Below are 25,063 nucleotides of genomic sequence, written 5' to 3' on the forward strand. Positions count from 1 at the left end.
TGAATATATGAATTTTGCAGATATTTTTTCAAAAATAAGAAGACAACAACCTAGTATTAAAGAAGCTCCAAATCACTGGGTAAAATGCCAAAGTTGTCATGCTTTGATGTATTATAAAGAAATAGAATCTTGTTTTAATGTTTGTCCTAAATGCAATTATCACATGAGAATTTCAGCTGATGAACGTATTAAACTTTTAAGCGATGAAGGCAGTTTTATTGAGTATGATGCAAATTTAGAAGCTATAGATCCTTTAAAATTTGTTGATAGCAAATCCTATAAAAAACGCCTTAGCGAAGGTGAAAGTAAAACAGGTAGAAAAAGTTCTGTCATCAGTGGAGAATGTGAAATCAATGGTTTAAAAACCCAACTTGTTGTATTTGATTTTTCTTTTATGGGCGGATCTTTAGGTTCTGTTGAAGGAGAAAAAATCGTTAGAGCTATACAAAGAGCCATCACAAGTAAAACCCCTCTTGTCATCGTAAGTGCAAGTGGTGGAGCTAGAATGCAAGAAAGCACTTATTCTTTGATGCAAATGAGCAAAACTAGTGCCGCACTTAAACTTCTTAGCAAAGAAAAACTTCCTTATATTAGCATTTTAACTGATCCTACTATGGGTGGGGTAAGTGCTTCTTTTGCTTGGCTTGGAGATTTAATCATCGCTGAACCTGAAGCTTTGGTAGGTTTTGCTGGTGCAAGAGTTATCAAACAAACTATAGGAGCAGATTTGCCTGAAGGTTTTCAAAAAGCAGAGTTCTTGTTAGAACATGGACTTATAGATGCCATAGTTGAAAGAGGAGAGCAAAAACAATATCTTAGCGATGTACTAAAATTTTTTAGTGGAAAATAATTTGCAAGTTAATATCTTTTGTATTCAAAAAAATGATGAATTTAAAACTTGTAGTGAGAAATACTCTAAACTCATCTCCAAATACGCCACTTTAAAAGAAATAAATGTTTTTAATAAAAAAATAGCCTTAGCTCAAAATTTAAATGCCATAGAAGCAAAAAAAAGCTATGAAGAAGCTTTTATGCCTTATAAAAAAGGCTATTGTATCGCTCTTGATGAAAAAGGGAAAGATCTTACAAGTATAGAATTTGCAAAACTCATCCAAGATAAAAATGAATTAAGTTTTTTTATAGGAGGTGCTTATGGTTTAAGAGAAGAATTTAATCAAAGTTTGGATTTTAGACTATCATTAAGCAAACTTACTTTAGCACATCAATTTGTTAAAACCTTACTTTTAGAACAAATTTATCGTGCATTTTGCATCAACAACAATCACCCTTATCACAAATAGAAAGTTTTAAAATGAAAAAAAATGAAATACAAAATTTCAAAAATATTTTAGAAGAAAGAAAAAAAGCTATCTTAGAAAATTTGCAAAGCAATTCAAATGAAATCGAAGCTCTTCACAATAGCGTCCCAAGCGATAGTGTAGATTTTTCTGTCATAGAAACAGGCTCTCAAATTGACTTTGCTATCAGCACCAATCTCAAAGAAGAACTTATAGAAATCGAAGATTCTTTAGATAAAATCAAAAACGGCACTTATGGAATTTGCGAATCTTGCGATGATGAAATCGACTCTCAAAGACTAAAAGTCAAACCTCACGCAAGATATTGTATCACTTGCCGTCAAATTGCAGAACAAGGAAAAAAACATGAAAATTAAACTCTTCTTACTTGCAAGTTTTATTTATATAGCACTTATTTTTGCCTTTGCTTGGCATCTAGAACTAGGAAGCTATACTCTAAATATCAGCACTTATACCTTTGAACTACCTATTATGATATGGCTTGTTATTCCTTTATTTATTTATATGATTTTAGCCGTTTTACACATAGCATTTTATGGATTTTTGCGTTATTTAAAATTTAAGCATTTTTTTAAAGATGCAGCTAAATTTGAAGCTTATACTCAAGATTTACTCCTTGAAAAAGATCTTAAAACCACTTTTCAAACAAAAGAATTTAGATCTGTAGCACAACTTTTTAAAACCATAAAAACACATGAAAAAATTCCACACTCAAATAAAATCAATGAAATTTTAGATCTTATTGATGGTTTAAATAAAAACGAATTTTTTAACCTTAGCAAATTTAAACTCGAAAATAACAATGTTTTATATTTGCAAAATGAAAAAAATCATCTCAAAAATGATGCAAATTATGCCTATAACAAACTTAAAAACCTTAATGAAATCAAAGATGAATTTGAAGAAATTGCTTTTAACACTCTTATAGAAAAAGCTAGTTATGAGCAAATTAAAAATGTAAAAATCCCTAAAAAGCCTTCTGAAGTTCTCACACTTATCAAGCGTTTTAAAGAAGGAAATTTAGAACTTAGTGTAGCAGAATATGAAGTTTTACTTTCACACAACATATTAAGCGAAAAAGACTATCTTAATGCAGCAAAACTAAGTACTAAACTTTTAAATCCTGATGCTATTTTAGGAATTTTTAACAAAATTAAAAATGAAAAAAGCGAAGCTTTAAGAGCATATTTATATCTTTTGGCTGAATTTGGACTTTTAGATGAGTTAAGAGAACAAATTCACAATGATGATAAAAAATTTAATGATTTTAAAGCCTTTTTAGCCTTGCGTGAAAAAAATATCAAAATCGATCTAAATCAACTCATACAATGATAGATTTTAGCAAAAAACCCCTGTTTTTAGCCCCTATGGCAGGTTTTTCAGATCTGCCTTTTCGTAATGTAGTAAAAAAATTTGGTGCTGATATTACCATAAGTGAAATGATAAGTTCTAATGCCTTAGTTTATGAAAGTTCTAAAACTTTACATATGCTAGAAAGAGCTGAATTAGAAAATCCCTATATAGTCCAAATTGCAGGTGGAGATAAAGAAGTGCTAAAAAAAGCAGTGCAAATGCTAAATGAAATGGATTTTGTAGATGGGATCGATTTTAATTGCGGTTGCCCTGTAAATAAAGTTGTTAAACAATGTGCTGGCAGTGCTTTGCTAGAAAATTTAGAGCTTTTTAAAAATCTTGTAGGAGTGATTAAAGAAAACAATAAAAAAAGCCTTACAAGTGTGAAATTTCGACTAGGATTTAATGAAAAATATCCTGAAAAAATGGCTAAAATTTGTGAAAGCTTGGGGGTGGATTTTATAAGTATCCACGGACGCACAAGAAAACAGCTTTATAGCGGAAAAGCCGATTATGGATCCATTGCTAGTGCTAAAGCGAGTGTGAAAATTCCTGTGATTGCAAATGGCGATATTAACGCACAAAACGCTAAAGAAGTTTATAAAATCACAAAATGTGATGGACTCATGATAGGGCGTGCAAGCGTAGGAAATCCTTGGATATTTTATGAAATCAAAAGCGGTAAAAGTGTAGATGAAAAACTCAAAAAAGAAATCATACTCACTCATTTTGATGAAATGATAAAACACTACAAAGATCAAGGCGTAAGTATATTTCGCAAGCATTTACACGAGTATTCTAAAGGGCATAAAGACGCTTCAGCCTTTAGAGATACCGTTAATCGTATCGACAATGTCGAAGAAATGCGAAAAAAAATAGAAGAATTTTTTAGTTTAACTTGATTGATTTTTATAATTTAAAAAATCTTAAGCCTTAATATCTATAATTTTTGCTGAAGTGTTTTGAGAAAGAATTTTATTAAATTCCCCTGCATTATCATTGCTAAAATTCATACCAAAAAGAATTTCTAGCTCATCGCTTGTGCCAAATTTAGTTTCTAGTAGTTTTCTTAAAAGCTCATTCATTTTATTATCATCTTTGTAGGTTTCGCTTTTACTTTCTACTTGTATAGGTTTGAAAGCTTTTTTGTCTTCTTCTGAAGTTTCTTGCAGTTTTTTCTGCGATGAATCAATATTGTTAAAATCAACAAAATATTTTTTTTGAAGCTCAAGATATTTTTCTTTAAATTCATCTATACTTTTGCTTGTGTGAAAAATTTTAACATAAGCTTCATCATAACTCACGCCATCAATATGCATCCAACGAGGGTGTTTAGCATTTTCATCCATCCATTGAAATAAATTTTTAACTTCTGATTCTGGTAATTCATTGTTTCTAAGCTTATCTTCTATTGAACCCTCGACTAATTCTATTTTATCGCTGAATTTTTTAGAAATCTTATACAAATCTATCAAATCATTACCTAATTCTTCTCTTTGTTTTTTTGTAAGCTCGGGATTTCCATTTTCAATACTTTCATCTCTTATTTTGGTAAGTGTTTGCAAAGGATTGTTTCCAAAATATCTATTAAAAGAGCTTAGAGGAAATACTATCATCTTTATCACCTTGGAATAAATTTTATTCTAAAGTAAATCGGCAAAAATGATTTTTTTTAATATTTTTACTCATATATTTAAAATATAAAGCGCAAGTCTTCTAGCCCTTGAAAAAAATCTTACTTAATCTTCCAAAGTCCTTACAATCAAACTTTTAGGTAAATTAAAATGCTCTATAAGTTCTTTCTCTTTTTCTCTCATTTCTCCATTATCATTTTCATGATCAAAACCTAACAAATGAAGCATAGCGTGGATAAAAAGCAAGCTTATTTCTTCTTCATAGCTATGCCCTAACTCTTTAGCCTTTTCTTTTGCCAAATCCACATTGATCACAACAGAACCCAAAGGCAAACTCTCATCGATATTTTCAAGTGGAAAAGAAAGTACATCAGTGGTTTTATCTTGTTTTCTTTGCTCTAAGTTAATTTCTTGCATTTCTTTACTATCCACAAAGACAAGCTCCACATCTTTAGGACTTAAAAAACTTGCTATAGATTCTAAAAAATCACATTTTTCATCACTTAATATCATAAACCTTCCTTAATCAAATGATATAAATTTTCTATTTCTTCATCATCAAAAATCGCACAATTTTTACTACTATAAAATTGTTTTAGTTTTTTCTCTTCAAACTCAAATCCTAAAGCACATTGAGAATGCGAAGGTAAAAAAGCCCTTAGCAATGTAATGGAATTTTGAATTTTCTCATCACAGGCAAAACAAAAAAAATCTTTATGCAATCTTCCTTCAAATTCCAAAATTTTTAAATAAGCATCAACAATAACACGCTTTGGATTTTGTTTTTCAAACCTTTTCACACACTCATCAAGTAAATCAAAATAAAAACTATCAAGCTCTTCTACATCTTTTAAGTGCCTATATAAAAGACGGATAAATTCTTGCCAAATAAGCATTTTATCCCTTTGCATAATCCATAAAAATCCCAAATGCAATACATCTTTAAGTCTTGGTAAAAAACTAGGATTTTCTTCTAAAGCAAAGTCGATTTTATAGCCGCTTAAAATACTAGAATGTCTAAGTCCATAAAAACGATAAGCCTTAATAAGCATTTTAGGACTTAAAATATAAACAATCAAATCCTCATCTTTAACTTTTTGAGTATGAAGTATAAAGCCTTGCATTAAACAATTTCAATACCATAAGCCCTAAGTATATCAAAAGCGGATTTTTCTAAATTTTCATCAAAACTTGCACTTAAATTTTGGTGTAAAATTATCCTTGCATTAGGCTTAGCACCAAAAGCTAAAATAATATTACAAAACACACAAATATGAGAAACAAGCCCTGCAAAATGAAGTTCTTCATAATCACTTTTTTGTATGAAATTAGCTAATTCTAAGCTACCAAAAGTATTTTTATAAAAAATTTTATGAGCTTTTTGTAAAAAAGGTTCAAATTCCTTTGGCATTTGCCAACCCAAACTCTCTTTAATGCAATGTTTTACAGGTAAATTTAAACCTTCTTTACTTTGTAGATAATGCTCATCATGCGTATCATAGGTTAAAAGCAAATGCGTGTTATTAAAATCGATTTGATTTAAGGCTTTAAGAATATTTTCTTTAATCTTTAAAGCTTTATTAAAACCTAAGCTTCCATCAATAAAATCATTTTGATAATCTACTAAAACAAAAGCTTTTTTCATAATTTTATGCCTTTTGAAGCCAAAAACTCTCTGTGTGTAGATTGGCAAAAGCGGTTTTTAAACTTGTAAAAAGCTTAGGGTGTTCTTTTTCTAAATTTGCTAAAAGCTGCTTGGCTTCTTCTCTGGCGTGTGGAAATTTTACATTTTTTTCACTCAACTTCATACCAGGGCAAAATTCATTTCCTATCACACTAAGTTCATTTTGCGTAGCATTATCCCTAAGCTGTCTTTCGCGCACAAAAATCAAAGGGCGTATCACAGTTATACCACGTTTACTTTGATAAATAGGCGCTAAGGTTCTTAAAGCTCCATTATAAATAAAATTCATAAAAAAGCTTTCAGCCGCATCATCTAAATGATGTGCTATAGCAAGCTTGTTAAAACCTTTTTCAAGGGCGTAAGTATATAAAGCTCCACGACGCATTCTTGAAAAATAACTACAAAAACTCGAATTTTCTCTTATAGTATCGCCTGAAACTTTATAAATATTTGAATCAAGCACACTATGTTTAATACCGTGTTCTTCACAATGTGCATGAAGATGAGAATAATCCTCACCCATACCATAACTTAAAGTTATTGCTTCAAGTTCAAATTTAAAAGGAGCATGTGCTTGCATACGATTTAAAAGATGAACCAAAGCTAAAGAATCTTTTCCACCACTAAGCCCTAAAAGAACTCTATCTCCATCTTTAATAAGTCCAAATTTAGCATTGGCTTGTGCGACTTGACGTATAAGTTTCTTGCTAAGATTTATCATAATTTCTCGCACATTTTAAGCACAAAATTAGCTGAAATTTTAGCCGAATTGATCACAAACTCATCAAAATCAAATTCAGCCTTTTCCCCTGCTTTATCACTCATAGCTCTTAAAATAAAGCAAGGTACTTTTAAAGCATCACAAACCAAAGCCACACTTGCACCTTCCATTTCACAAGCATCGGCATTGAAAATTTCTCTAACTTTTGCTTTTTTTGCTTCATCACAAATAAACTCATCGCCTGTTGCAATAATACCTGCACGAAGTTTGATATTTAATTCTTTAGCAACTTCTAAAGCAAGATTATTTAATTTCTCATCAGTTTTGATAAAAATTTCATTACCCGGAACAAAACCCAAAGGATGACCAAAAGCGGTAATATCAAGATCGTATTGAGCTAATTTTGTCGCATAAAGCAAATCGCCGATTTCAAGTTCAGGATTAAAAGCACCTGCAACGCCCGTAAAAAGCAACACTTGTGCGCCAAATTTTTCTATCATCACACTTGCACTAAGAGTAGAATTTACTTTGCCAATTTTAGAATACGCTAAAACAAGTTCATGGTTTTTGTAATTTGCAAAATAATAAATATTATTAGCGTGTTCCACTTTTGTATAATCTTTAAGTGTTTCAAGTAAAGGAGTGATTTCTTCACTCATGGCTCCTAAAATTGCTATTTTCATCATATAACCTTTAAAAATTCATCAATATCATTCATATTTGTTAAAGCATAAGTTTCTTTTGAAGTGATTTTTTTGTTCAAACCTTTAAGCACGCTTGCACCAAATTCTATGAAATAATCTACTTCATTTTCACATGCCTTAATGCTTTGTTTATAAAGCACAGGAGAGATAAGTTGTGCTTTTAAAAGCTCAAGGGCTTCTTCTTTTCTTGTATAAATTTTGGCATTTGCATTAGAAATTACGGCTTTAAAATTTGGTTTTAACACCTTTTCAAGCTCCACACAAAGCTTAGCTGAAGCATTTTCCAAAAGAGGACAATGACTTGCCACGCTCATATTTAAAAGCATAGCTCTTTTAGCTCCTGCTTCTTTAAATACACTTTCATAACTTGCTAAATCAGGTTTTAAACCTGCTACAACGATTTGTCCATCGCAGTTATAATTTGCAGCGAAAATTTGCTTGTTTTCTTTTTGTGCTTTTTGACAAAGCTCTTCAACCTTTTCATCGTCAAGCCCCAAAACCACCATCATACCTGCTTCAACTTTTGCACAATCTTCTTGCATGAAAAGCCCTCTTTTATTAACCAAAGAAAGAGCCTCTAAAAAATCAAAAGCACCATTGACAGCTAAGGCTGAAAATTCTCCCAAAGAATGCCCTAAAGCAAATTTCGAACTTAAATCAGGTTTTTTTTCAAGTAAAACACTATAAGCCATTAAGGAATTTAAAACGATGGCGGGTTGAGTAAATTCACTTTGATTGAGTTTTTCGTTTTCTTCAAAAAGCAAATGTTTAAAATCAATCTTACAAAAATCACTTGCGTTTTGAAGGAGTTCTTTGGCTTTTATAGAGTTTTCATAAAAATCTTTTCCCATGCCAAGACTTTGAGAGCCTTGACCTGGAAATATAAACGCAGCATTCATTAATGACAACCGCAACCGCTGCCACCACAGCAACCGCCGCCACCATGTCCATGTCCGTGATGATGATCGTGTCCATGTCCGCTTCCACAACCACAACTATGACTTCCTGCGATAATACCTGTAAGAATTTCATCTTCACTCGCAACTCTAGCATCTACGATATTTAAAGAAAAAAGCAAATCACGACCTGCATAAGGATGATTATAGTCAATTGTCACATCATTTTCACCAATTTCTTTTACAGTTACACGAACGGTTTCGCCATTTTCACCTTCGCCAAAAAGCTCCATACCTACTTTTAAATCAATACCTGCAAATTGCTCTTTTGGTAAAGTTTGAACGGCATTTTCATCGTATTCGCCTAAACCTTTTTCTTTTTTAATTACCACATCAGCATTGCTAGGACAATCAAGCTTCATCACTTCTTCTTCTAAGCTTTCTAAAATCTGACCTTTGCCTAAAATAAAAGAAATAGGTTGAGAATATAAATTTGATTCTAAAACTTCATTTGTATTTGCATCTTTTAACTCATAAAACATTGAAACTACACTATTTTTTTCTATAGCCATTTTATCTCCTTAATTTATTTTCTATTAGGTGAAGCTTTTGCTTCGGGTGAATTTGGATAATTAGTTTTTAAAGCTTTATAAAAACCATTTGCTGTTTTTGTATCACCTGTTTTATCCAATGAAATGGCAGTATGATATAAAAGTTTTGGGAAATAATCTCCTTTTGTACTCAAAGAAGAACTTTTTTTATAATAAACAATAGCATTGTTATAATTTTTTTGTTTATACTCGATCTCCCCTAACCAAAAATTTGCTCTTGCAGGTTTATACTGCTTTGTTATGAGAAAATTTAATTTTGCTTTGGAATCTTCAAAAGCATTTTTATCAACATCTTTTATCGCTAATTCTAAAATTTCATTATTTTTTTTCTTTTTCCAAGATTCATCAATTTGTTTTGCTTTATCATCTTGGGTATTTTGAGTATTATTGTTTTCAATGGTACTATTTGAATCTGTAGTTGAAACAACAACACTAGGTGTAATAGTTTTAACGCTTAAATTTGCATCATTTAATTCGTTTTTAGAAACATAATTTGCATTAATAGCATCTACTAAAAAACTAAGTTCGGCTAAAACTTTTTTTACTTGCTTATTATTAGCTTCTTGAATTTTTCTACTTTCTTCAACATAAGCCTTTAATTTTTGAATTTCACTAGTAAAATTATTTTCAATATTTTGATTATTCTCTTCAACTTGACTTAATCTAGAATTTGATTTGGCATATTGAGAATTTATACCTTCTAAAGTGCTTTGTAAACCCTCGATTCTTTCGTTAATTTCATTAATTCTAGCATTTGTTTGTATATTTTCATTATTTAAATTATCTAACTTTTCTTTAAATAATTTTTCATTTGAAGTTAAACCATAAGAAGAATTGCTTGTTATATCTCCTGCACCAAAAGCTGAGCTTTCTGCATAAAGTAAAGTAGCTCCAAGAAGAGCTACTGTGAATATTTTTTTCATTAATTATCTTGATAATTTAAATTCAGCACGTCTGTTTTGCGCATCGCAAGCTTTAGTTTTTTCAGTACACACAGGATTTGTTTCTCCATAGCTTTTAACAGCAATTCTATCAGCATTTACACCTTTAGCGATTAAAGCTTCTTTTACAGCTTTTGCTCTTTTTAAACCTAGAGCTTGGTTATATTCATCGGTTCCCCACTCATCGCAGTTTCCTTCAACAGTAATACTTACACCGCTTACTTCAGTGTTAAAAATATTAGCATTTGTGCTTACAACATTTTGCATATCAGGACGAATGTTGAATTTATCAAAATCAAAATATACTTTATTTAAAGTATCATTAAGTTGAGAAATTTTTGAATCAATATCCCAACCATCACTTCCACCTGAACCACGATTTGAATCAACACTACTATCACCGCTTACGCTAGTGCTTTTTGTGCTACAACCACTAATAACAACTGCAAGAGCTGCGATTGAAGTAAAAAGAATTTTTTTCATTTATGACCTTTCAAAGTTAATAAATTCTTATTATTATATCTAATTTTTAATTAATTTTAACCTAAAATTGAAATTTTTACCAATCAATTGATTGAATTTTTCCAACCCTAAGAGGAAAATAAAAAGTCTTATTTGCATTTACACGAATAACACCCAAAGCACTTTGCGCACCTAAATATTTGATAAATACTATACTTCCACCATCACTAGAAAATCTTGGAAATAAATTTTTTCCATTTGCTGTAAGTTGACGAATATAATCACTATTAATTGACATCAAATAAATATTAAAAACACCTGCTTGATTTGGTTCACGACTTGAATAAACCAAAAAATCTTTATAAGTCGAAACAGCCGAATTGTTTCTACCATGAAAAACAACTTGTTCAGCACTATTGCTATTTAAATCTTGCATAAAAATATTAGGATATCCTAAACGATCGCTTACAAATACCACTTTACTATCATCTGAGCCAATAAAATTTCCATTAACATCAATACCAGAATAATTAGTTAATTGTGTTAGATTTTTGGTATTTAAGTCATATAAATAAACATCAGGCTGATCTTTTGGAGCCATGGTAACAAGTAGTTTACTTCCATCTACACTCACATCACTTGCTACAACCATACCGCCACTTGATAAAATTTTACTAGCTTTATTGGTATTTAAATCATAACGGTATAAAGTTGGCTTATCATGATCATAAGCTGTATAATAAAATAGAGTTTGTTCTTTATTTCCCCATTTTGGAAATAAATTAAGCCCACCATCAACAATAACTTTTTGATAAGTTAAAGTATAATCAGCCATAATAATTTGACTTTTTTTAGAGCTAGAATTTCTCGCGATCAAAATTTTATGATCCATCCAATCAACAGGTGCAAGTCCTAACGCATTTACAGAAGCTTTGACGCTTTTATGTGCCAAAAATGGATATTGCTCTAAACCATTTAAAGTATAAGTTTGCTCTGACTTATCAGAACCGCCAGCTTTTATTTTTACATTTAAACTCAAAGTGTTACCATTTTTATTTAAAGTGTATTCAAAAGTATAATTACTTGTCTCAGTTGCATTAGCAACAACTTCAAAGTTTGAACTTACTTTCAAATCGTTCACAATGATATTATAAAAGCTTTTCTTTAAATTCTCATCACTTAAATTTGAATTATCTTTAACGATAATCTTTGGTAAAACCACACCAGAATTAACAACATCAATAACCGGATCTTCTGCCCAAAGACTTCCTAAAAAGACTAAAAAAATTGCTACAATTTTTTTCATTTTGTTCTCCTAATCATTTTTAACTTTTGCTTCATCTCTTAAATTCATGGTAATGCTTATATTTTTATTTTGCGGAGGATAAGTAATAAATTTACCTTTTTGACTTTCTAAAAATTCAGCCACTTTAGCATCATATAAAGGATTCCCACTTTTTTCAACTGAAGTATAGCCAAATTTTCCATTTTCATCAATAAAAATTTTTACCTTAACAGAAATTTTTTCACTATTTGGATAATACTGAGTCCATCTTTGAGTGATAATACGCACGACTTTCCCTAAAAATTCATCATAAATTCCAATTTTTTGTGCCTTTGTACTTTCACCTTGTGTTGAACTTTCTTCTTGAAGCAAGCTATCATTAAGTTGTTTTACAAGTTCAGAAGCTTGAGGTTTTGGGGCACTAGAAGCTCCTGATTTAGCACTTGATTGAATTTTTGTAGTCTTTTCTTCTTGTATTTCTTTGATATTTCCAAAAAGCTCATTAAAATTACTCGCCTTTTGGTCAATATCTTCTGTTTTAACTGTTTTATTTGTAGTCTGAGCAAAAAGCTTTTCTATATCAACTTGCTCTGTTGGTTTTTGTATTTCTTTAGGAGTGTTGCTTTGAGTAATAACTTGTTTTGATGGTTCAGCAAGTTCAATATCTACAAAACTATCTTTTATATCGGTATATTGTATAGCAGGTTCAACCTCGCTTACAAGTCTAAAAAAAACAAGAATTACTATACTAATATATATTGCTAAAGCAAGTAAAAACGAATTTAAATTACTCAAACCATAATTTTTCATGATTATTCAGTCTGTAAAGCAACTTTATTAAATCCTAAATTTTTTACACTTCTTAAGACTGAAATAACATCGTCATATTTTAAGCTTTTATCAGCGCGTATAAAAACCGGATCTTCGGTATTAAATTGTGCTTTTCTTTGAGCAATATTGTCAGCAAAACTTATAAAATCGTATTTTTCTTGATTTAAAAAAATTTCTTTTTTTGCATTAATACTAATAATTAAACTCTTAACAGTTGGAGCGCTAGTATTTTTTTGACTACCTTGTGGAAGATTAATTTTTTCTTCATAAGTAATGCTTGGAGCTGTTACCATTAAAATCGCAAGCAATACAAGCATAATATCTACTAAAGGTGTGATATTAAGCTCAGGTTTTTCATCATCAAATGGCATTTTTAACCTTATTTACTCGAACTTATAACTTTAATCTCGCTATCAATAATGCTTAAAAGTTCGAAAGCTTTTCTTTTAATGATGAGATGAAATGTATAAGCAGGAATTGCTACTAAAATACCACAACCTGTAGCAACTAAAGCCTCGCTGATTTTAGGAGCTATGATACTTAAAGAATTTTGAGTTCCAAGCCCACCAAAAGTTTCAAGTATAGAAATAACTGTCCCAAAAAGACCTATAAAAGGTGAAGTTGAAGCAATAATACTAAGCCAAGTAAGTCCAGCAGAAGCGCGGCGACTTGCTAAATTTTTATAGATTTCTAAATGATTTGAAGTTGTATCATTGCATTTTCTTAAAATCGAATCAGTACGACTTAAATCCTTCTCACCCAAGAGCAAAGTTTCTAAACTTTCTTTTTCTTTATTTCTCCATGTAGCCAAATAAGTCAATCTAGCAAACAAAATACTAAATGCTAAAATAAAATATAAAGAAAGCCATAATAAAACTATATAAGTAATAATACTTGAACTATTGAAAAAATAAAATATAGCTTCAAAATTCATTAATGCATCCTTACATTATCAAGTTTTGAAAAAGTTGCTGCTAAAGCTGCATTATCAGAACTCATAGATTTAATCAAATCTTTTGCTTGAGCAAGATTTTTTTCAATCTCACTTTCATCACTTCCACAAACCCAAACCGCACCCTTTGCTAACACGCAAATCTTATCTTCATCTACCTTTGCATGTCCAGCATCAATAGCAATTAATTCATGGTTTAAATCAGCTTTTTCAATATCAATTACTCCAGATTTTAAAGAAGAAACCAAAGCAGCATGTCCTTTAAGCACGCCAAATTCTCCTTCACTACCCGGTAAAGTAACAGATTTTACTTCTCCTTGATAGATTACACCCAAAGGCGTAACTATCTCGAAATTAATCAAATCGTTCATAAATTAACCTTTTAATTTATCCGCTTTTGCAATAGCTTCATCTATATTTCCAACCATATAGAAAGCATTTTCTGGTAAATGATCATATTTACCTTCTAAAATTCCCTTAAATCCTGCTATTGTATCTTCAAGGCTTATATATTTTCCTGGGCTACCTGTGAAAACTTCTGCAACGAAAAATGGTTGTGATAAGAATTTTTCAATCTTTCTTGCTCTTTCAACTACAAGTTTATCCTCTTCGCTAAGCTCATCCATACCTAAAATGGCGATGATATCTTGTAAATCTTTGTATTTTTGAAGCACTGATTGAACACCACGAGCAACTTTATAATGTTCTTCTCCAATGATATTTGGGTCAAGCATTCTTGAAGTTGAGTCAAGTGGGTCAACTGCAGGATAAATACCCTTTTCAGCAATAGCTCTATTTAAAACCGTTGTAGCATCTAAGTGAGCAAAAACAGTTGCTGGAGCTGGGTCGGTTAAGTCATCAGCTGGAACGTAAACAGCTTGAACTGAAGTGATTGAGCCTTTTTTAGTTGAAGTAATTCTTTCTTGGAATTTACCCATTTCACTTGCTAAGGTTGGTTGATAACCCACAGCTGATGGAATTCTTCCTAAAAGTGCTGACATTTCAGAACCTGATTGTGAAAATCTAAAGATATTATCAATAAACATAAGCACATCAAGACCCATTTCATCTCTAAAATACTCAGCCATTGTTAAACCTGTTAAAGCAATACGATTTCTTGCCCCTGGTGGTTCATTCATTTGTCCATAACATAGAGCAACTTTGTCTAAAACATTACTTTCTTTCATTTCATTATAAAGGTCATTTCCTTCACGAGTTCTCTCACCCACACCTGCAAATACAGAATAGCCGCTATGCTTAAATGCAACATTGTGAATAAGCTCCATAATAATAACAGTTTTACCAACACCTGCACCACCAAAAAGACCTACTTTACCACCTTTTGCATAAGGAGCAAGTAAATCTACAACTTTAATCCCTGTTTCAAAAATCTCACTTTTTGTGCTTTGATCTTCAAAAGCTGGTGGATCTCTATGAATTGCCCATTTTTTATCAAAAGAAATTTCTTCACCTTCATCGATCAAATCTCCAGTAACATTGAAAATTCTTCCTAAAACTTTCTCACCAACAGGAACACTAATAGGAGCACCTAAAGCCTCAGCTTTTAAGCCCCTTACCAAACCATCTGTCATATCCATAGCAATAGTTCTAACTCTATTATCTCCTAAATGAGCTGCTACTTCTAAAACAAGTTTATGTTTTTTTCCTTCGCTTTCAAAATTTACAACAATTGCTTCATTAATTTGAGGTAAATAGTCGTTAAAATCTACATCAACAACCGGACCTAATACCTGTGAAATAAATCCTTGCATTATTTATCTTCTCCTTAAAATTTACTATTTCATTGATTCAACACCACTGATAATTTCTATAAGCTCAGTGGTAATAGATTCTTGTCTTGCTTTGTTATAAGCTAAATTTAGTTGTTTCACTCTTGCCTTTGCGTTATTAGTTGCATTATCCATAGCTTGCATTCTTGCACTATGCTCTGCCGCCAAAGAATCGATTAACGCATAATACATATTATACTCAAAATATGTTTTCATTAAATCTTCTAAAAGCTCAGTTCCTTCTGGTTCAAGCTCTAAAAGAGAATTATGAGTCTGTTCAATACTCTTTGGTTCAACTGGAATAAGATGATTAATTTTAAGTTCTTGGGTAATCATATTTTTATAACCATTATGAACTAAAATCACTTCATCTGTATTTCCATTTAAAAAATCATCTACAGCAGCATGAATTACTTCACATGCTTTCTCATAATCAGGACTAGAACTAAGATGGAAATATTTCTCTAACAATTCTATTTTTTGAAAATTAAAATATTCAATCCCAGTTTTACCTATAGCTCTAAGACGAATATTAATATTTTTTGCTTCATATTCTTTTAGCATTTCACTTACTGTTTTTAAAGTCTTAATATTAAAACCACCGCATAAGCCTTTATCTGCAGTGATAAATATTAAATCTACGGTTTTAATTTGTTCTTTTTTATGAAACAAAGATAAACGCACATCATCTTCATTGTGAACAATTTTATTGATCTGAAATGAAATTTCACTCAAAATTTCATCGATTTTTTGTGCATAAATTTTTGATCTTTTAGCTGCTTCTTCTGCTTTTTTTAACTTAGCAGTAGAAACTAGCTTCATAGCATTTGTAGTCTTTTGAGTGTTATGAACACTTTTAATTTTTCTTTTAATTTCTTTTAAATTAGACATAAAAGACCTTATAAATGATTTGCTTTAAACTCATTAATGGCTTTAGCTAGTTTTTCTTCCAAATCAGAATCTAAAGCTTTTTTAGAGCGAATTTGCTCAAAAATATCTGGATGTTTTGCCTCAATAAAAGGATAAATTCCATCTTCAAATTCCTTAATTCTAGAAACAGCAATATCATCTAAGAAACCTTTGGTTCCTGCAAAAATTAAAACTACTTGTTTTTCAACGCTAAGCGGAGAATAAGGTGGTTGTTTTAAGAGTTCAACCATTCTTTGTCCACGTTCAAGTTGTTTTCTACTTGCCTCATCTAAATCACTAGCAAATTGTGCAAAAGCTTGAAGCTCTCTATATTGAGCAAGGTCAAGTCTTAATGTGCCTGAAACTTGTTTTGTAGCTTTAATTTGAGCAGCCCCACCTACACGAGATACTGATAAACCAACATTAATTGCAGGACGAATTCCTGAGTTAAATAAATCAGTTTCTAAGAAAATTTGTCCATCTGTAATTGAAATAACATTAGTTGGAATATAAGCAGAAACATCTCCTGCTTGTGTTTCAATTATCGGCAATGCCGTCAAAGAACCAGCACCTAATTCATCATTTAGCTTGCTTGCTCTTTCAAGCAATCTTGAATGAAGGTAAAAAACATCGCCTGGATAAGCTTCACGACCTGGAGGACGACGTAAAATCAAAGACATTTCGCGATAAGCTACAGCATGCTTGCTCAAATCATCATAAACAATTAAAGCATGTTTTGCGTTGTCTCTAAAAAATTCACCCATGGTTACACCAGTATATGGAGCTAAGTACTGTAAAGCCGCAGGATCTGAAGCACCGGCATTTACAACAATAGTATATTCCATAGCACCATGTTCTTCTAGTCTTTTAACCACTTGTGCCACTGTACTTTGCTTTTGACCAATTGCAACATATATACAGATAACTCCTTGGCCTCTTTGAGATATAATAGTATCAACAGCAACAGTAGTTTTACCTGTTTGTCTATCACCTATGATAAGCTCTCTTTGACCACGACCAATTGGCACAAGCGCATCAATAGCTTTAATTCCTGTATGTAAAGGCTCATGAACACTTTTTCTCGCCATAATACCTTTTGCTTTTTCTTCAACAAAACGATATTCATTAGCATTGATCACACCTTTAGCATCAATTGGCTCACCTAAAGCATTTACAACACGGCCAATCAAAGCCTCACCTACTGGAACTTTAAGTAATTTCTTAAGTCTTTTTACAGAAGCACCTTCTTTTAAACCTTCTCCTTTTCCAAGTATAACAATACCTACACTCGACTCTTCAAGGTTTAAGGCCATTCCTTTATCACCATTTTCAAATTCTACCATTTCTCCAGCCATAATATTCTTAAGTCCATATACCTTAGCAACACCATCAGCTACAGAAATAATCTTTCCTGTTTCTTCAATTTCAAGATTTAAATCAAAATTTTCAATTCTTTCTTTGATTATTGAACTGATCTCATCAGCTTTAAATTTCATTTACTTTTTCTCCTTAGATAATTTTCAATATATATTCGTTTAGCTTATTTTGAAGAGCTTTCATAGAAAAAGAAAGTTCATAACCTAATTCTTCTAATTCTATTTTAACACTATCATCTTGACTGATTTTATTATTTAGTTTAATATTTGCATCAAATTTTTTGTTAAGTTTGACTTCAAGATCTTTAAGATTTTCTTGACTTAATTTTTCTTTAGAATATACAATACCAACAAAAATATTTTCTTTAAAAGCTTTTTGTCTTTCAAGTTCTTTAACTATTTGAGGAATGCATTCTAATCTTGAATTTTCAATCAAAAGTCTTAAAAAATTTTGAAAACTAGAATTTTTAATATCAAAAAAAGAATCAAGAAATTCCATTTTTCTTTCTTTTTTAATCTCATTAGATTCTATAATATTTTTAAATTTTGGCAAAACAAAAGCAGAATTTAAAATACACAAATTCTGATAAAAATCATTTATATCAGCTCTTGAAGCTATCGCTTTTGCATATCTTCTTGCAATTATATTTTCCATATTTAAGATACCTTCTTCATCATAAGTTCTATTATTTCACTCTGTTTTAATGTCATATTTGGATCAGAAAAAATTTCATTTAAAGTATTTGATACTAATTCTTTTTCCATTTTTCTAAATTCATAATCTTTTTGTTCCTCAAAATGTTTTTGAAGTAAATCTAACTCATCTTGAGTTTCTTTCTTAATATTTTCAACTAAGATTTCAGCTTCTTTTTTTGCTGTAATTAAAGCGGCAGCAGCACTTGCCTTAGCTTCTTCAAGTTTTTTCATTGTATCTAATTTCTTAGCTTTACTTTCTAAAAGTTTTTTTTGAATTTCATCAAGTTTAGAAGAAATTTTTACAATACGGTTTTTGTAAAAATTTTTAAATGGAGTTGCAACAAAATAATACAATATACCCACAAAAATTAGAAAATTAATAGTCCTTGGAATAATATCATATTCTCCACTACCGTTTGATGCACCAAAAGCATACAAAGGTAGCAAAAATATAATAAATAATAACTTACTCATTTCTCTCCTCTTAAATTTTCTTTATGTTATTTTGCAAAGCTTGCTTAAGCTCAGGTAAATGTATGTTTAAATGTTCTTGTAACTCTTTTTTTTGAATAGCTAAATCTGCATAAAAGCTGGCCATTTTTCTTTCTAATTCTTCTTTCTTGCTTCTAAGAATTTGCTCTGCCTCTTCTTTAGCAGCAGCTATAGCACTTTGTTTGATTTTTTGAATTTCTTCTCTAGTGTTAATATGAATAACTTCTAATTCATCATTCACACATAAAACTTCTTGAGAATTTTCTTTTACTTTATTCTCATCATTTTTTATAGAATCATTTCTTTCATCCATAAATTTTAAAAGCGGCTTATACAGCATACTATTTAAAATAACTATCATAGCCAAAAAAATAGCTATAGTAGCAAGCATTATGGAAGGATGCATATCTTCAAACATAATTCTCCTTGGTTAGAATTTTTGAAGGACTATTTTACCATAAAAAAGCTAAGATTTTGGTTAAAACTTTTCAAGCATTTTGATTAATTTTTTAATTTTATCAATATTTTCTAAATGAATTACAAAATCATTATTTTTATTTTTGCAGTCAAATCCAAAGCGATTTAGTATTTGTTTTAATTTTTTTATTTCATCTTCAAATTCTTGATTAGGTAAGCTTTCATTATTTTTTATTTTTTTAACTATTTTTTCAGTATCTCTAACATTAAGTTTTTGACCTATTATGCTATCAACTAACATTTTTTCATCTTTTTGATCTAAACCAACCAAAACTTTAGCATGACCCTGAGAAATTTTTCCAGAAGCAATCAACTCTTGAGTTCTAATATCTAAATTCAGAAGTCTTAAAGTATTTGTTATTTGAGTGCGAGACTTATGAATAAGTTCTGCTAAATTCTCTTGAGTAATTTTATGAACTTGCATTAAATCCTTATAAGAATTAGCAAGCTCAATAGGGTTTAAATTCTCTCTTTGTATATTTTCAATAAGAGCCAATTCTCTAAGCTTATTCTCATCAATATCAGCAATAAAAGCTAGAATTTCTTTTTTTCCTAATGCTTTCACTGCTCTTAAGCGACGTTCTCCAGCAATTAAAATAAATTTATTATTTTTTTTAAATACAATAATAGGCTGAATAAGTCCAAATTCTTTGATAGAATTAGCAAGCTCATCTAAAGCTTCTTGATCAAAATTCTTTCTTGGCTGAAATGGATTAGGTGAAATTTGATCAATTTCTATCATAGTGCTTTGATTTTTATCAAAACCCAATTCTTTACTATAAACAGTATCCATATCACTGATTAAACTACTTAAACCCCTATCTTTATTTAACCCCATTATAATTATCCTAATATAGAATACGCCAAATTTTGATAAGCAACAGAACCTGGTGATTTAATATCATAAAGAATTATAGGCTTTCCAAAACTTGGACTTTCTGCAAGTTTTACATTGCGAGGGATCACAATAAAATCATCTTCGTTTCCATTAATAGTAAAAAGTTGTTTTTTAAAATTTTGTTTCAAATCATCTACAACATCTTTAGAAAGATTATTTTGAGAGCTATACATTGTCGGTAAAAATCCACGAACCCTAAGTTTAGAATTAATAGTTTTTTTGATAATTTTAATTGTATTTAAAACCATAGCTACACCCTCAAGCGCATAAAATTCACACTGTATAGGGATAATTACACTATCGCTTGCTGCAAAAGCATTTATAGTAATACTTCCAAGAGCAGGTGGAGAATCAATAATAATAAAATCATACTCATCAATCACTTCTTGAATTTGATTTTTAAGAAGCATTTTTTTCTCATTATTTTCACCTTTAGCAAGCTCTTGTTCTATACCTACAAGACCTATATTTGAAGGAGCTAAATGAAGTTGTGGCAATTCTGTTTTTAAAATAATATCTGAAAGCTTTTTTCTTCCTATAAAAACATGGTAAATATTATACTCATAATTATTACGATTAAAACCAAGTCCTGTAGTCGCATTAGCTTGCGGATCAACATCAATCAAAAGTACTTTTTTTTCAGCCACAGCCAAAGAAGCGGCTAAATTTACTGCTGTTGTAGTCTTTCCTACTCCACCTTTTTGATTTGCTATTGTAATAATTTCGCTCATCTTAAACTATACACCCTTTTATCGCCTAGTAAAATTGAACCATCTTCATACAAAAAAGAATTTTCAAGTGAAAAAACTTTACCTTCATGATGGACGCTAAATTTTCTTGATTTTTCGAATTCTAACATATACTTGCTAAAAATATTCTTCCATAAAATTTTTTTTTCTACTTTTTGCAAAAACTCACTCACTAAATCTTTAAGCGAAATTTCTATATCGCATAAAGCTGTATTTTGGGGTGCAAATTTCAGATTTAAACCCATACCGCCTATGATAAAATTTGAAATTTTAGCACTTATAACCCCTCCAGCTTTTTTATCATCTAAATATAAATCGTTAGGCCATTTAAGCCAAATTTTAGAACCTTTTTCTTGTAAAACTTCTTTAAGTAAATAAGCAAAATAAATACTCACAGAAGCTAAAGGTAAATCTTTTGGCAAGTCTTCTTCTTTAATACAGAAAGAAAGATGTAAATTTCCTTTAGAGCTCTGCCAAGAATTTTCCCTACTTCCAACTCCATTTATTTGTTCTAAAGCATAAATAGCAAAATTTTCATCAATCTTTCCATTGCGTATTTGCTTGCATAAAAAAAGATGAGTTGAGTCTATACTTTCAACACAAACTATCTTCACTTTTAAGCCTTTTTCCATTTAAATAAGTCCTACCATCAAGAGCTTTTTTTCCACTTTCTTGAAGTTTTTTAATACGCAAAACTCCTTGTTTGCAAGCAAGCAAAAAACTTTCTTTTTCTAATTCTAAAATTTCACCCATCTTAGCATTTTGTTTTAATTCATCCACAAGTTCAAGTTCTAAGAATTTAAGTCCATTTTCCAAGAAAACTCCAGGCCAAGGGGTGAAAGCTAGATATTTTTGATAAAGTTCTCTTGCATTTTGCAAATTTATAAGCCCATCTTCTTTTTTGATTTTTCTACAAAGCGTTGCTAGACTTTCCTCTTGTTTTTTAGGGGTGATTTTATCAAAATTTAAAAGAGTAGAGAGGATCAGCTTAGCGGCCAAATTTGCTAAAAGTTCAAAAACTTCACTTGAATTTTTATCTTTTATATCACATTCTAAGCTTTCAAGTATAGCACCTGTGTCAAGCCCTTCTTCCATGAGCATGGTGCAAACTCCACTTTTTTCATCTTTATTTAAAATTGCACTTTGGATCGGACTGGCACCACGGTATTTTGGAAGTAAAGAAGCGTGCAAATTCACACAAGGCGCTAAATCCAAAATGGCTTTAGGTAAAATTTTTCCATAGGCAGCAACCACGATAAAATCAGGATTTAAATCCTTAATCTCTCTTATAATATTTTTATCTTTTAAAGAACTTGGAGTAAAAATAGGAATACTAGGATAATTTTGACTTAAAAAAGCCTTAGTATCACTTGGAGTTAAAATTTGCTTTCTACCTACGGCTTTATCAGGCTGAGTAAAAAGTGCTACGAGTTTAAAATTTTCATTTTCTACTAGTGCTTTTAAAATACAAGTTGCGTAAGATGGAGTGCCCATAAAAATAATTTTTTTCATTTTTTCGCTTTGTGTGAAATTAAAAGTTTTAATTATAGCTTATTTGATTTTAAAAGAGAATTTAATAAATTAATCACTCAAACAAAGTTCCACCTATTTGTTTATCTTCTAATAAAAATGTCTTTGCCACACTTAAATCAAAGCCACTTGCTAAAAACATTTTTTTATTGTGTTCAAGTAAAAATTTAGCTGCCTTAAGTTTGGTTACTATGCCACCTGTTCCGTGCTCACTACCTGTTTTTATGGTTGCTTGTAGCCATTCTTCTTTAATATGAGTGATTTTTTCTAAACGCTTTGCATCACTAAATTCACTAGGATTTTTATCATAAAATCCATCAATATCGCTTAAAATCACAAGCAAATCCGCATCAAAAAAATGCGTAGCATAAGCACTTAAGCTATCATTATCACCAAAGACAATTTCTTCTATAGCTGTAGCGTCATTTTCATTGATAATAGGTAAAATTCCTAAATTTATCATCATATCGATAGCATTTTTTGCGTGTTTGGTAGCTTTTCTAGAGTCAAAATCCTTACCTGTAAGTAAAATTTGTCCACCTAGTTTATTAAATTTGGCTAAAAGCTCGTTATAAACACTGATTAAAAAAGGTTGTCCAATAGCGGCTAAAACTTGTTTATTGATGAGATTTTTTCTATCGATATCTAGTTTGGTGTGTCCTGCTGAAATAGCCGCTGAAGTTACTAAAATCACTTCATATTTTTCCATGAGTTTAGCTAAAAATGCGACTAAATTTTTAAGACGCTCAAAACTTAAAGTGTTTTCTTCGCTAATCACATGAGAACCCACTTTAACAACTATTCTTTTCATGCTTATTCCTTGAAAAATTTTTATAATTTTAGCCAAAATTTCATATAAACTAGTTATTTTTTGAAAAAATAGGGAGTGTTTGAAATTTTTAATATAAAACACTTCCTAGATTGTTAAAATTTTTATTTATTATTTCTTAAAGTTTTAATTTCTTCTAAAAGCATGAATTTAAGTTCTTTAAGTCCTGTTTTTTCAAGGCTTGAAACTTTGATTAAAAAACTTTGTGGGTTATTTATTTCTTTGAGATAATTTTCTAACTCATTAATGTTTAAAGTAATTTGCTCGGCAAATTCTTCTCCTAAATTCACACTATCACTTTTTGAAATCATGATGCCAAATTTACGCCCAAAAAGTTCATTGGAAAATTTTTCAAGTTCTTTTCTTAGTACTATAAATTGTTCTTTTAAAGGCATTTGCCTCATAGGATCTAGCACGAAAAGTAAAAAGCTCGTTCTTTCTATGTGCTTTAAAAAGGCAAGTCCTAAGCCTTTACCCCCACTTGCTCCTTCGATAATCCCTGGAATATCAGCCATAACAAAGGAATTATACTCATCTACATCTACGAGTCCAAGTTTTGGAGTAAGGGTGGTAAATTCATAATTTGCAATTTCAGGTTTTGCATTTGAAACAACGCTTATAAGAGTAGATTTTCCCACATTTGGAAAGCCCACAAGCCCTACATCGGCAATAAGTTTAAGTTCGAGTCTGACCAAGCGACTTTCTCCTTTTATACCAGGTTGTGCGTAATCGGGGCGTTGATTGGTGGCGTGTTTAAAATGGGTGTTGCCAAGTCCACCTTTTCCACCTTTTAAAAAAAGCTCTCTTTGTCCTTCTTTGGTAAGATCAAGTAAAATTTCATTGGTTTGTACATCGATAACTTGCGTTCCTTCGGGCACTATAAGTTCTAAATTTTCACCCTTTTTGCCATTTTTATTGCGTCCCATTCCACCAGCACCATTTTGCGCGCGTAATTCTCTTTTGCCTTTGAAATTTACAAGAGTGTGGGTATTATTATCACATACGAAAATAATATCACCACCATTTCCACCATCTCCTCCATCAGGGCCACCAAGTGGAACATGTTTTTCACGGCGAAAACTTACAGCACCTTTGCCACCATCGCCTGAAGCTAAAGTAATTTTAACACTATCAATAAACATTTAAATTGCCTTTGACTTTAAATTTATAAAGCTAAATTTGAGTAAATAAAAGAAGTTAAATTTATAAATTTAAAGTTTTCAAGACGCTAAAAAGCGTCCTAAAAACTTATGCAGGATATACAGAAACTTTTTTTCTATCTTTGTCTTTTCTTTCGAATTTTACAAAACCATCAATTAGAGCAAAGATAGTATGATCTTTTCCCATGCCTACATTGTTACCTGCATGAGTTGCAGTTCCTCTTTGGCGGATGATGATATTTCCAGCTCTAACAAACTCGCCACCAAATTTTTTAACACCTAAACGACGACCTATGGAATCGCGGTTATTTTGAGTTGAACCTTGACCTTTCTTGTGTGCCATTCTTTACTCCTTAAGCTTTGATATCTTTTACTACAACGCGAGTAAATTGTCTTCTAAAACCGCGTTTGAGTTTAGAATCTTTTCTGCGTCTTTTTTTGTAAATCACAACTTTTTTATCTTTTCCGTGATTGATCACTTCCAAAACAACTTTTGCACCTGCTACGAAAGGTGCACCTACCTTTAATTCTTTATCATTGATAGCAAGAACTTCGCTTACTTCAATATTTGCTTTGCTTTCAGCTTCAAAGTGATCTAGTTTTAGCTCATTGCCAACACTTACTTTGTATTGCTTTCCGCTGTGTTTGATAATAGCATACATTGCTTTTCCTTATAAATTGGTAGTACCATAAAGCACCGCAATAACGGATTTAAAAGCTTTAGTGGTTTAATAAAATTTCGATTTTACAAAATTTTTCTTTAA

Annotated in this window: 34 protein-coding genes; 5 read left to right on the forward strand and 29 right to left on the reverse strand. The window is 30.8% G+C overall.

Annotated elements, in window-relative coordinates; translation table 11 throughout:
* Positions 1-7 precede the first annotated feature (7 nt).
* The 5 genes from accD to FBF15_RS08460 are packed head-to-tail and all read left to right on the forward strand — an operon-like array spanning position 8 to position 3,574.
* Positions 8-850: an acetyl-CoA carboxylase, carboxyltransferase subunit beta gene (accD, locus tag FBF15_RS08440; RefSeq protein ID WP_002857277.1), complete on the forward strand. Its 843-nt coding sequence runs from the start codon at positions 8-10 to the stop codon at positions 848-850.
* A gap of 1 nt (position 851) precedes the next feature.
* Positions 852-1,301 carry a 23S rRNA (pseudouridine(1915)-N(3))-methyltransferase RlmH gene (locus FBF15_RS08445; RefSeq protein ID WP_038817151.1) on the forward strand — a complete coding sequence of 150 codons (450 nt, stop codon included), beginning with the start codon at positions 852-854 and terminating at the stop codon, positions 1,299-1,301.
* 11 nt (positions 1,302-1,312) lie between these two features.
* Positions 1,313-1,675 (forward strand): molecular chaperone DnaK suppressor DksA, encoded by a 363-nt coding sequence (dksA, locus tag FBF15_RS08450; RefSeq protein ID WP_002851949.1) that lies wholly within the window; start codon positions 1,313-1,315, stop codon positions 1,673-1,675.
* Positions 1,665-2,651 carry a hypothetical protein gene (locus tag FBF15_RS08455; RefSeq protein WP_002851806.1) on the forward strand — a complete coding sequence of 329 codons (987 nt, stop codon included), beginning with the start codon at positions 1,665-1,667 and terminating at the stop codon, positions 2,649-2,651. Before dksA ends, FBF15_RS08455 begins: the two co-directional genes overlap by 11 nt.
* The gene (locus tag FBF15_RS08460) at positions 2,648-3,574 is read left to right on the forward strand and encodes a tRNA-dihydrouridine synthase (protein ID WP_002823485.1); all 927 of its coding nucleotides are present in this window, start codon (positions 2,648-2,650) and stop codon (positions 3,572-3,574) included. The genes FBF15_RS08455 and FBF15_RS08460 overlap by 4 nt, the downstream gene beginning before the upstream one ends.
* Before the next feature lie 24 nt (positions 3,575-3,598).
* On the opposite strand, the gene FBF15_RS08465 is transcribed toward FBF15_RS08460, so the two are convergent.
* From FBF15_RS08465 to rplU, 29 genes are all read right to left on the reverse strand, one after another.
* Entirely contained in the window at positions 3,599-4,288 is a 690-nt protein-coding gene (locus tag FBF15_RS08465) for a hypothetical protein (RefSeq protein ID WP_002851870.1), read from the reverse strand.
* A 123-nt stretch (positions 4,289-4,411) separates the two neighbouring features.
* Entirely contained in the window at positions 4,412-4,819 is a 408-nt protein-coding gene (ybeY, locus tag FBF15_RS08470; RefSeq protein WP_002851664.1) for an rRNA maturation RNase YbeY, read from the reverse strand.
* Complete coding sequence (recO, locus tag FBF15_RS08475; RefSeq protein ID WP_002851895.1) at positions 4,816-5,430, reverse strand: recombination protein RecO; 615 nt, start codon at positions 5,428-5,430, stop codon at positions 4,816-4,818. Before recO ends, ybeY begins: the two co-directional genes overlap by 4 nt.
* On the reverse strand, positions 5,430-5,951 hold the full coding sequence (locus FBF15_RS08480) for a cysteine hydrolase family protein (protein ID WP_038817152.1): 522 nt from the start codon (positions 5,949-5,951) through the stop codon (positions 5,430-5,432). The genes recO and FBF15_RS08480 overlap by 1 nt, the downstream gene beginning before the upstream one ends.
* Positions 5,952-5,955: 4 nt before the next feature.
* Positions 5,956-6,711 (reverse strand): ATP-binding protein, encoded by a 756-nt coding sequence (locus FBF15_RS08485; RefSeq protein WP_038817153.1) that lies wholly within the window; start codon positions 6,709-6,711, stop codon positions 5,956-5,958.
* On the reverse strand, positions 6,708-7,397 hold the full coding sequence (gene pfs / locus FBF15_RS08490) for an aminodeoxyfutalosine nucleosidase (RefSeq protein ID WP_165434634.1): 690 nt from the start codon (positions 7,395-7,397) through the stop codon (positions 6,708-6,710). The genes FBF15_RS08485 and pfs overlap by 4 nt, the downstream gene beginning before the upstream one ends.
* Positions 7,394-8,266 (reverse strand): ACP S-malonyltransferase, encoded by an 873-nt coding sequence (locus FBF15_RS08495; RefSeq protein ID WP_230100289.1) that lies wholly within the window; start codon positions 8,264-8,266, stop codon positions 7,394-7,396. The genes pfs and FBF15_RS08495 overlap by 4 nt, the downstream gene beginning before the upstream one ends.
* 47 nt (positions 8,267-8,313) lie before the next feature.
* Positions 8,314-8,883, reverse strand: a complete 570-nt coding sequence (locus tag FBF15_RS08500) for a peptidylprolyl isomerase (protein WP_038817156.1) — start codon at positions 8,881-8,883, stop codon at positions 8,314-8,316.
* 14 nt (positions 8,884-8,897) lie between these two features.
* Entirely contained in the window at positions 8,898-9,845 is a 948-nt protein-coding gene (locus FBF15_RS08505; protein WP_002869947.1) for a tetratricopeptide repeat protein, read from the reverse strand.
* 3 nt (positions 9,846-9,848) lie between these two features.
* The gene (pal, locus tag FBF15_RS08510) at positions 9,849-10,346 is read right to left on the reverse strand and encodes a peptidoglycan-associated lipoprotein Pal (protein WP_002851617.1); all 498 of its coding nucleotides are present in this window, start codon (positions 10,344-10,346) and stop codon (positions 9,849-9,851) included.
* A 76-nt stretch (positions 10,347-10,422) separates the two neighbouring features.
* On the reverse strand, positions 10,423-11,631 hold the full coding sequence (gene tolB, locus FBF15_RS08515; RefSeq protein ID WP_002860589.1) for a Tol-Pal system protein TolB: 1,209 nt from the start codon (positions 11,629-11,631) through the stop codon (positions 10,423-10,425).
* 9 nt (positions 11,632-11,640) lie between these two features.
* On the reverse strand, positions 11,641-12,420 hold the full coding sequence (locus tag FBF15_RS08520; protein ID WP_002873446.1) for a TonB C-terminal domain-containing protein: 780 nt from the start codon (positions 12,418-12,420) through the stop codon (positions 11,641-11,643).
* A gap of 2 nt (positions 12,421-12,422) precedes the next feature.
* The gene (locus FBF15_RS08525; RefSeq protein ID WP_002892562.1) at positions 12,423-12,812 is read right to left on the reverse strand and encodes an ExbD/TolR family protein; all 390 of its coding nucleotides are present in this window, start codon (positions 12,810-12,812) and stop codon (positions 12,423-12,425) included.
* Between the two features lie 8 nt (positions 12,813-12,820).
* Positions 12,821-13,375 carry a MotA/TolQ/ExbB proton channel family protein gene (locus tag FBF15_RS08530; RefSeq protein WP_002899766.1) on the reverse strand — a complete coding sequence of 185 codons (555 nt, stop codon included), beginning with the start codon at positions 13,373-13,375 and terminating at the stop codon, positions 12,821-12,823.
* Positions 13,375-13,764 (reverse strand): ATP synthase F1 subunit epsilon, encoded by a 390-nt coding sequence (gene atpC, locus FBF15_RS08535; RefSeq protein WP_002899764.1) that lies wholly within the window; start codon positions 13,762-13,764, stop codon positions 13,375-13,377. The genes FBF15_RS08530 and atpC overlap by 1 nt, the downstream gene beginning before the upstream one ends.
* Positions 13,765-13,767: 3 nt before the next feature.
* Positions 13,768-15,165 (reverse strand): F0F1 ATP synthase subunit beta, encoded by a 1,398-nt coding sequence (gene atpD / locus FBF15_RS08540; RefSeq protein WP_002852005.1) that lies wholly within the window; start codon positions 15,163-15,165, stop codon positions 13,768-13,770.
* A 24-nt stretch (positions 15,166-15,189) separates the two neighbouring features.
* Positions 15,190-16,074, reverse strand: coding sequence for an ATP synthase F1 subunit gamma (gene atpG / locus FBF15_RS08545; RefSeq protein ID WP_002860587.1), 885 nt, complete (start codon positions 16,072-16,074; stop codon positions 15,190-15,192).
* 8 nt (positions 16,075-16,082) lie between these two features.
* Positions 16,083-17,588, reverse strand: coding sequence for a F0F1 ATP synthase subunit alpha (gene atpA / locus FBF15_RS08550; protein ID WP_002851836.1), 1,506 nt, complete (start codon positions 17,586-17,588; stop codon positions 16,083-16,085).
* A 13-nt stretch (positions 17,589-17,601) separates the two neighbouring features.
* Positions 17,602-18,123: a F0F1 ATP synthase subunit delta gene (locus FBF15_RS08555; protein WP_002851861.1), complete on the reverse strand. Its 522-nt coding sequence runs from the start codon at positions 18,121-18,123 to the stop codon at positions 17,602-17,604.
* A 2-nt stretch (positions 18,124-18,125) separates the two neighbouring features.
* The gene (locus FBF15_RS08560) at positions 18,126-18,638 is read right to left on the reverse strand and encodes a F0F1 ATP synthase subunit B (protein ID WP_052774611.1); all 513 of its coding nucleotides are present in this window, start codon (positions 18,636-18,638) and stop codon (positions 18,126-18,128) included.
* A gap of 10 nt (positions 18,639-18,648) precedes the next feature.
* Positions 18,649-19,074 carry a FoF1 ATP synthase subunit B' gene (locus FBF15_RS08565; protein ID WP_002859779.1) on the reverse strand — a complete coding sequence of 142 codons (426 nt, stop codon included), beginning with the start codon at positions 19,072-19,074 and terminating at the stop codon, positions 18,649-18,651.
* Positions 19,075-19,134: 60 nt separating this feature from the next.
* A complete protein-coding gene (locus FBF15_RS08570) occupies positions 19,135-19,971 on the reverse strand; it encodes a ParB/RepB/Spo0J family partition protein (RefSeq protein ID WP_002859778.1) in 837 nt (278 codons plus the stop codon).
* A gap of 5 nt (positions 19,972-19,976) precedes the next feature.
* Entirely contained in the window at positions 19,977-20,762 is a 786-nt protein-coding gene (locus tag FBF15_RS08575; RefSeq protein WP_002851697.1) for an AAA family ATPase, read from the reverse strand.
* Positions 20,759-21,412 carry a biotin--[acetyl-CoA-carboxylase] ligase gene (locus FBF15_RS08580; protein ID WP_002858812.1) on the reverse strand — a complete coding sequence of 218 codons (654 nt, stop codon included), beginning with the start codon at positions 21,410-21,412 and terminating at the stop codon, positions 20,759-20,761. Before FBF15_RS08580 ends, FBF15_RS08575 begins: the two co-directional genes overlap by 4 nt.
* The gene (fmt, locus tag FBF15_RS08585) at positions 21,375-22,292 is read right to left on the reverse strand and encodes a methionyl-tRNA formyltransferase (RefSeq protein WP_002859775.1); all 918 of its coding nucleotides are present in this window, start codon (positions 22,290-22,292) and stop codon (positions 21,375-21,377) included. The genes FBF15_RS08580 and fmt overlap by 38 nt, the downstream gene beginning before the upstream one ends.
* Positions 22,293-22,365: 73 nt before the next feature.
* Complete coding sequence (gene proB, locus FBF15_RS08590; protein WP_002851769.1) at positions 22,366-23,121, reverse strand: glutamate 5-kinase; 756 nt, start codon at positions 23,119-23,121, stop codon at positions 22,366-22,368.
* A gap of 122 nt (positions 23,122-23,243) precedes the next feature.
* Positions 23,244-24,281, reverse strand: coding sequence for a GTPase ObgE (gene obgE, locus FBF15_RS08595; protein WP_002878631.1), 1,038 nt, complete (start codon positions 24,279-24,281; stop codon positions 23,244-23,246).
* Between the two features lie 106 nt (positions 24,282-24,387).
* Complete coding sequence (gene rpmA / locus FBF15_RS08600) at positions 24,388-24,642, reverse strand: 50S ribosomal protein L27 (protein WP_002800974.1); 255 nt, start codon at positions 24,640-24,642, stop codon at positions 24,388-24,390.
* 10 nt (positions 24,643-24,652) lie between these two features.
* Entirely contained in the window at positions 24,653-24,961 is a 309-nt protein-coding gene (rplU, locus tag FBF15_RS08605) for a 50S ribosomal protein L21 (protein ID WP_038816676.1), read from the reverse strand.
* Positions 24,962-25,063: the final 102 nt, after the last annotated feature.

This window comes from Campylobacter sp. CFSAN093233 (assembly GCF_011068165.1).
Lineage (GTDB): Bacteria > Campylobacterota > Campylobacteria > Campylobacterales > Campylobacteraceae > Campylobacter_D > Campylobacter_D jejuni.

What these genes read in the sequence shown, in the direction of transcription:
- FBF15_RS08480 (WP_038817152.1), bottom strand. Translation starts at nt 5,951, where the DNA reads ATGAAAAAAGCTTTTGTTTTAGTAGATTATCAAAATGATTTTATTGAT.
- FBF15_RS08565 (WP_002859779.1), bottom strand. Translation starts at nt 19,074, where the DNA reads ATGTTTGAAGATATGCATCCTTCCATAATGCTTGCTACTATAGCTATT.
- ybeY (WP_002851664.1), bottom strand. Translation starts at nt 4,819, where the DNA reads ATGATATTAAGTGATGAAAAATGTGATTTTTTAGAATCTATAGCAAGT.
- obgE (WP_002878631.1), bottom strand. Translation starts at nt 24,281, where the DNA reads ATGTTTATTGATAGTGTTAAAATTACTTTAGCTTCAGGCGATGGTGGC.
- fmt (WP_002859775.1), bottom strand. Translation starts at nt 22,292, where the DNA reads ATGAAAAAAATTATTTTTATGGGCACTCCATCTTACGCAACTTGTATT.
- FBF15_RS08460 (WP_002823485.1), top strand. Translation starts at nt 2,648, where the DNA reads ATGATAGATTTTAGCAAAAAACCCCTGTTTTTAGCCCCTATGGCAGGT.
- atpC (WP_002899764.1), bottom strand. Translation starts at nt 13,764, where the DNA reads ATGAACGATTTGATTAATTTCGAGATAGTTACGCCTTTGGGTGTAATC.
- FBF15_RS08555 (WP_002851861.1), bottom strand. Translation starts at nt 18,123, where the DNA reads ATGGAAAATATAATTGCAAGAAGATATGCAAAAGCGATAGCTTCAAGA.
- FBF15_RS08485 (WP_038817153.1), bottom strand. Translation starts at nt 6,711, where the DNA reads ATGATAAATCTTAGCAAGAAACTTATACGTCAAGTCGCACAAGCCAAT.
- atpG (WP_002860587.1), bottom strand. Translation starts at nt 16,074, where the DNA reads ATGTCTAATTTAAAAGAAATTAAAAGAAAAATTAAAAGTGTTCATAAC.
- FBF15_RS08500 (WP_038817156.1), bottom strand. Translation starts at nt 8,883, where the DNA reads ATGGCTATAGAAAAAAATAGTGTAGTTTCAATGTTTTATGAGTTAAAA.
- FBF15_RS08455 (WP_002851806.1), top strand. Translation starts at nt 1,665, where the DNA reads ATGAAAATTAAACTCTTCTTACTTGCAAGTTTTATTTATATAGCACTT.
- accD (WP_002857277.1), top strand. Translation starts at nt 8, where the DNA reads ATGAATTTTGCAGATATTTTTTCAAAAATAAGAAGACAACAACCTAGT.
- FBF15_RS08520 (WP_002873446.1), bottom strand. Translation starts at nt 12,420, where the DNA reads ATGAAAAATTATGGTTTGAGTAATTTAAATTCGTTTTTACTTGCTTTA.
- tolB (WP_002860589.1), bottom strand. Translation starts at nt 11,631, where the DNA reads ATGAAAAAAATTGTAGCAATTTTTTTAGTCTTTTTAGGAAGTCTTTGG.
- pal (WP_002851617.1), bottom strand. Translation starts at nt 10,346, where the DNA reads ATGAAAAAAATTCTTTTTACTTCAATCGCAGCTCTTGCAGTTGTTATT.
- FBF15_RS08525 (WP_002892562.1), bottom strand. Translation starts at nt 12,812, where the DNA reads ATGCCATTTGATGATGAAAAACCTGAGCTTAATATCACACCTTTAGTA.
- rplU (WP_038816676.1), bottom strand. Translation starts at nt 24,961, where the DNA reads ATGTATGCTATTATCAAACACAGCGGAAAGCAATACAAAGTAAGTGTT.
- FBF15_RS08495 (WP_230100289.1), bottom strand. Translation starts at nt 8,266, where the DNA reads ATGGGAAAAGATTTTTATGAAAACTCTATAAAAGCCAAAGAACTCCTT.
- pfs (WP_165434634.1), bottom strand. Translation starts at nt 7,397, where the DNA reads ATGATGAAAATAGCAATTTTAGGAGCCATGAGTGAAGAAATCACTCCT.
- atpD (WP_002852005.1), bottom strand. Translation starts at nt 15,165, where the DNA reads ATGCAAGGATTTATTTCACAGGTATTAGGTCCGGTTGTTGATGTAGAT.
- FBF15_RS08580 (WP_002858812.1), bottom strand. Translation starts at nt 21,412, where the DNA reads ATGGAAAAAGGCTTAAAAGTGAAGATAGTTTGTGTTGAAAGTATAGAC.
- rpmA (WP_002800974.1), bottom strand. Translation starts at nt 24,642, where the DNA reads ATGGCACACAAGAAAGGTCAAGGTTCAACTCAAAATAACCGCGATTCC.
- proB (WP_002851769.1), bottom strand. Translation starts at nt 23,121, where the DNA reads ATGAAAAGAATAGTTGTTAAAGTGGGTTCTCATGTGATTAGCGAAGAA.
- atpA (WP_002851836.1), bottom strand. Translation starts at nt 17,588, where the DNA reads ATGAAATTTAAAGCTGATGAGATCAGTTCAATAATCAAAGAAAGAATT.
- FBF15_RS08505 (WP_002869947.1), bottom strand. Translation starts at nt 9,845, where the DNA reads ATGAAAAAAATATTCACAGTAGCTCTTCTTGGAGCTACTTTACTTTAT.
- FBF15_RS08465 (WP_002851870.1), bottom strand. Translation starts at nt 4,288, where the DNA reads ATGATAGTATTTCCTCTAAGCTCTTTTAATAGATATTTTGGAAACAAT.
- FBF15_RS08560 (WP_052774611.1), bottom strand. Translation starts at nt 18,638, where the DNA reads ATGAGTAAGTTATTATTTATTATATTTTTGCTACCTTTGTATGCTTTT.
- recO (WP_002851895.1), bottom strand. Translation starts at nt 5,430, where the DNA reads ATGCAAGGCTTTATACTTCATACTCAAAAAGTTAAAGATGAGGATTTG.
- FBF15_RS08575 (WP_002851697.1), bottom strand. Translation starts at nt 20,762, where the DNA reads ATGAGCGAAATTATTACAATAGCAAATCAAAAAGGTGGAGTAGGAAAG.
- FBF15_RS08530 (WP_002899766.1), bottom strand. Translation starts at nt 13,375, where the DNA reads ATGAATTTTGAAGCTATATTTTATTTTTTCAATAGTTCAAGTATTATT.
- dksA (WP_002851949.1), top strand. Translation starts at nt 1,313, where the DNA reads ATGAAAAAAAATGAAATACAAAATTTCAAAAATATTTTAGAAGAAAGA.
- FBF15_RS08570 (WP_002859778.1), bottom strand. Translation starts at nt 19,971, where the DNA reads ATGGGGTTAAATAAAGATAGGGGTTTAAGTAGTTTAATCAGTGATATG.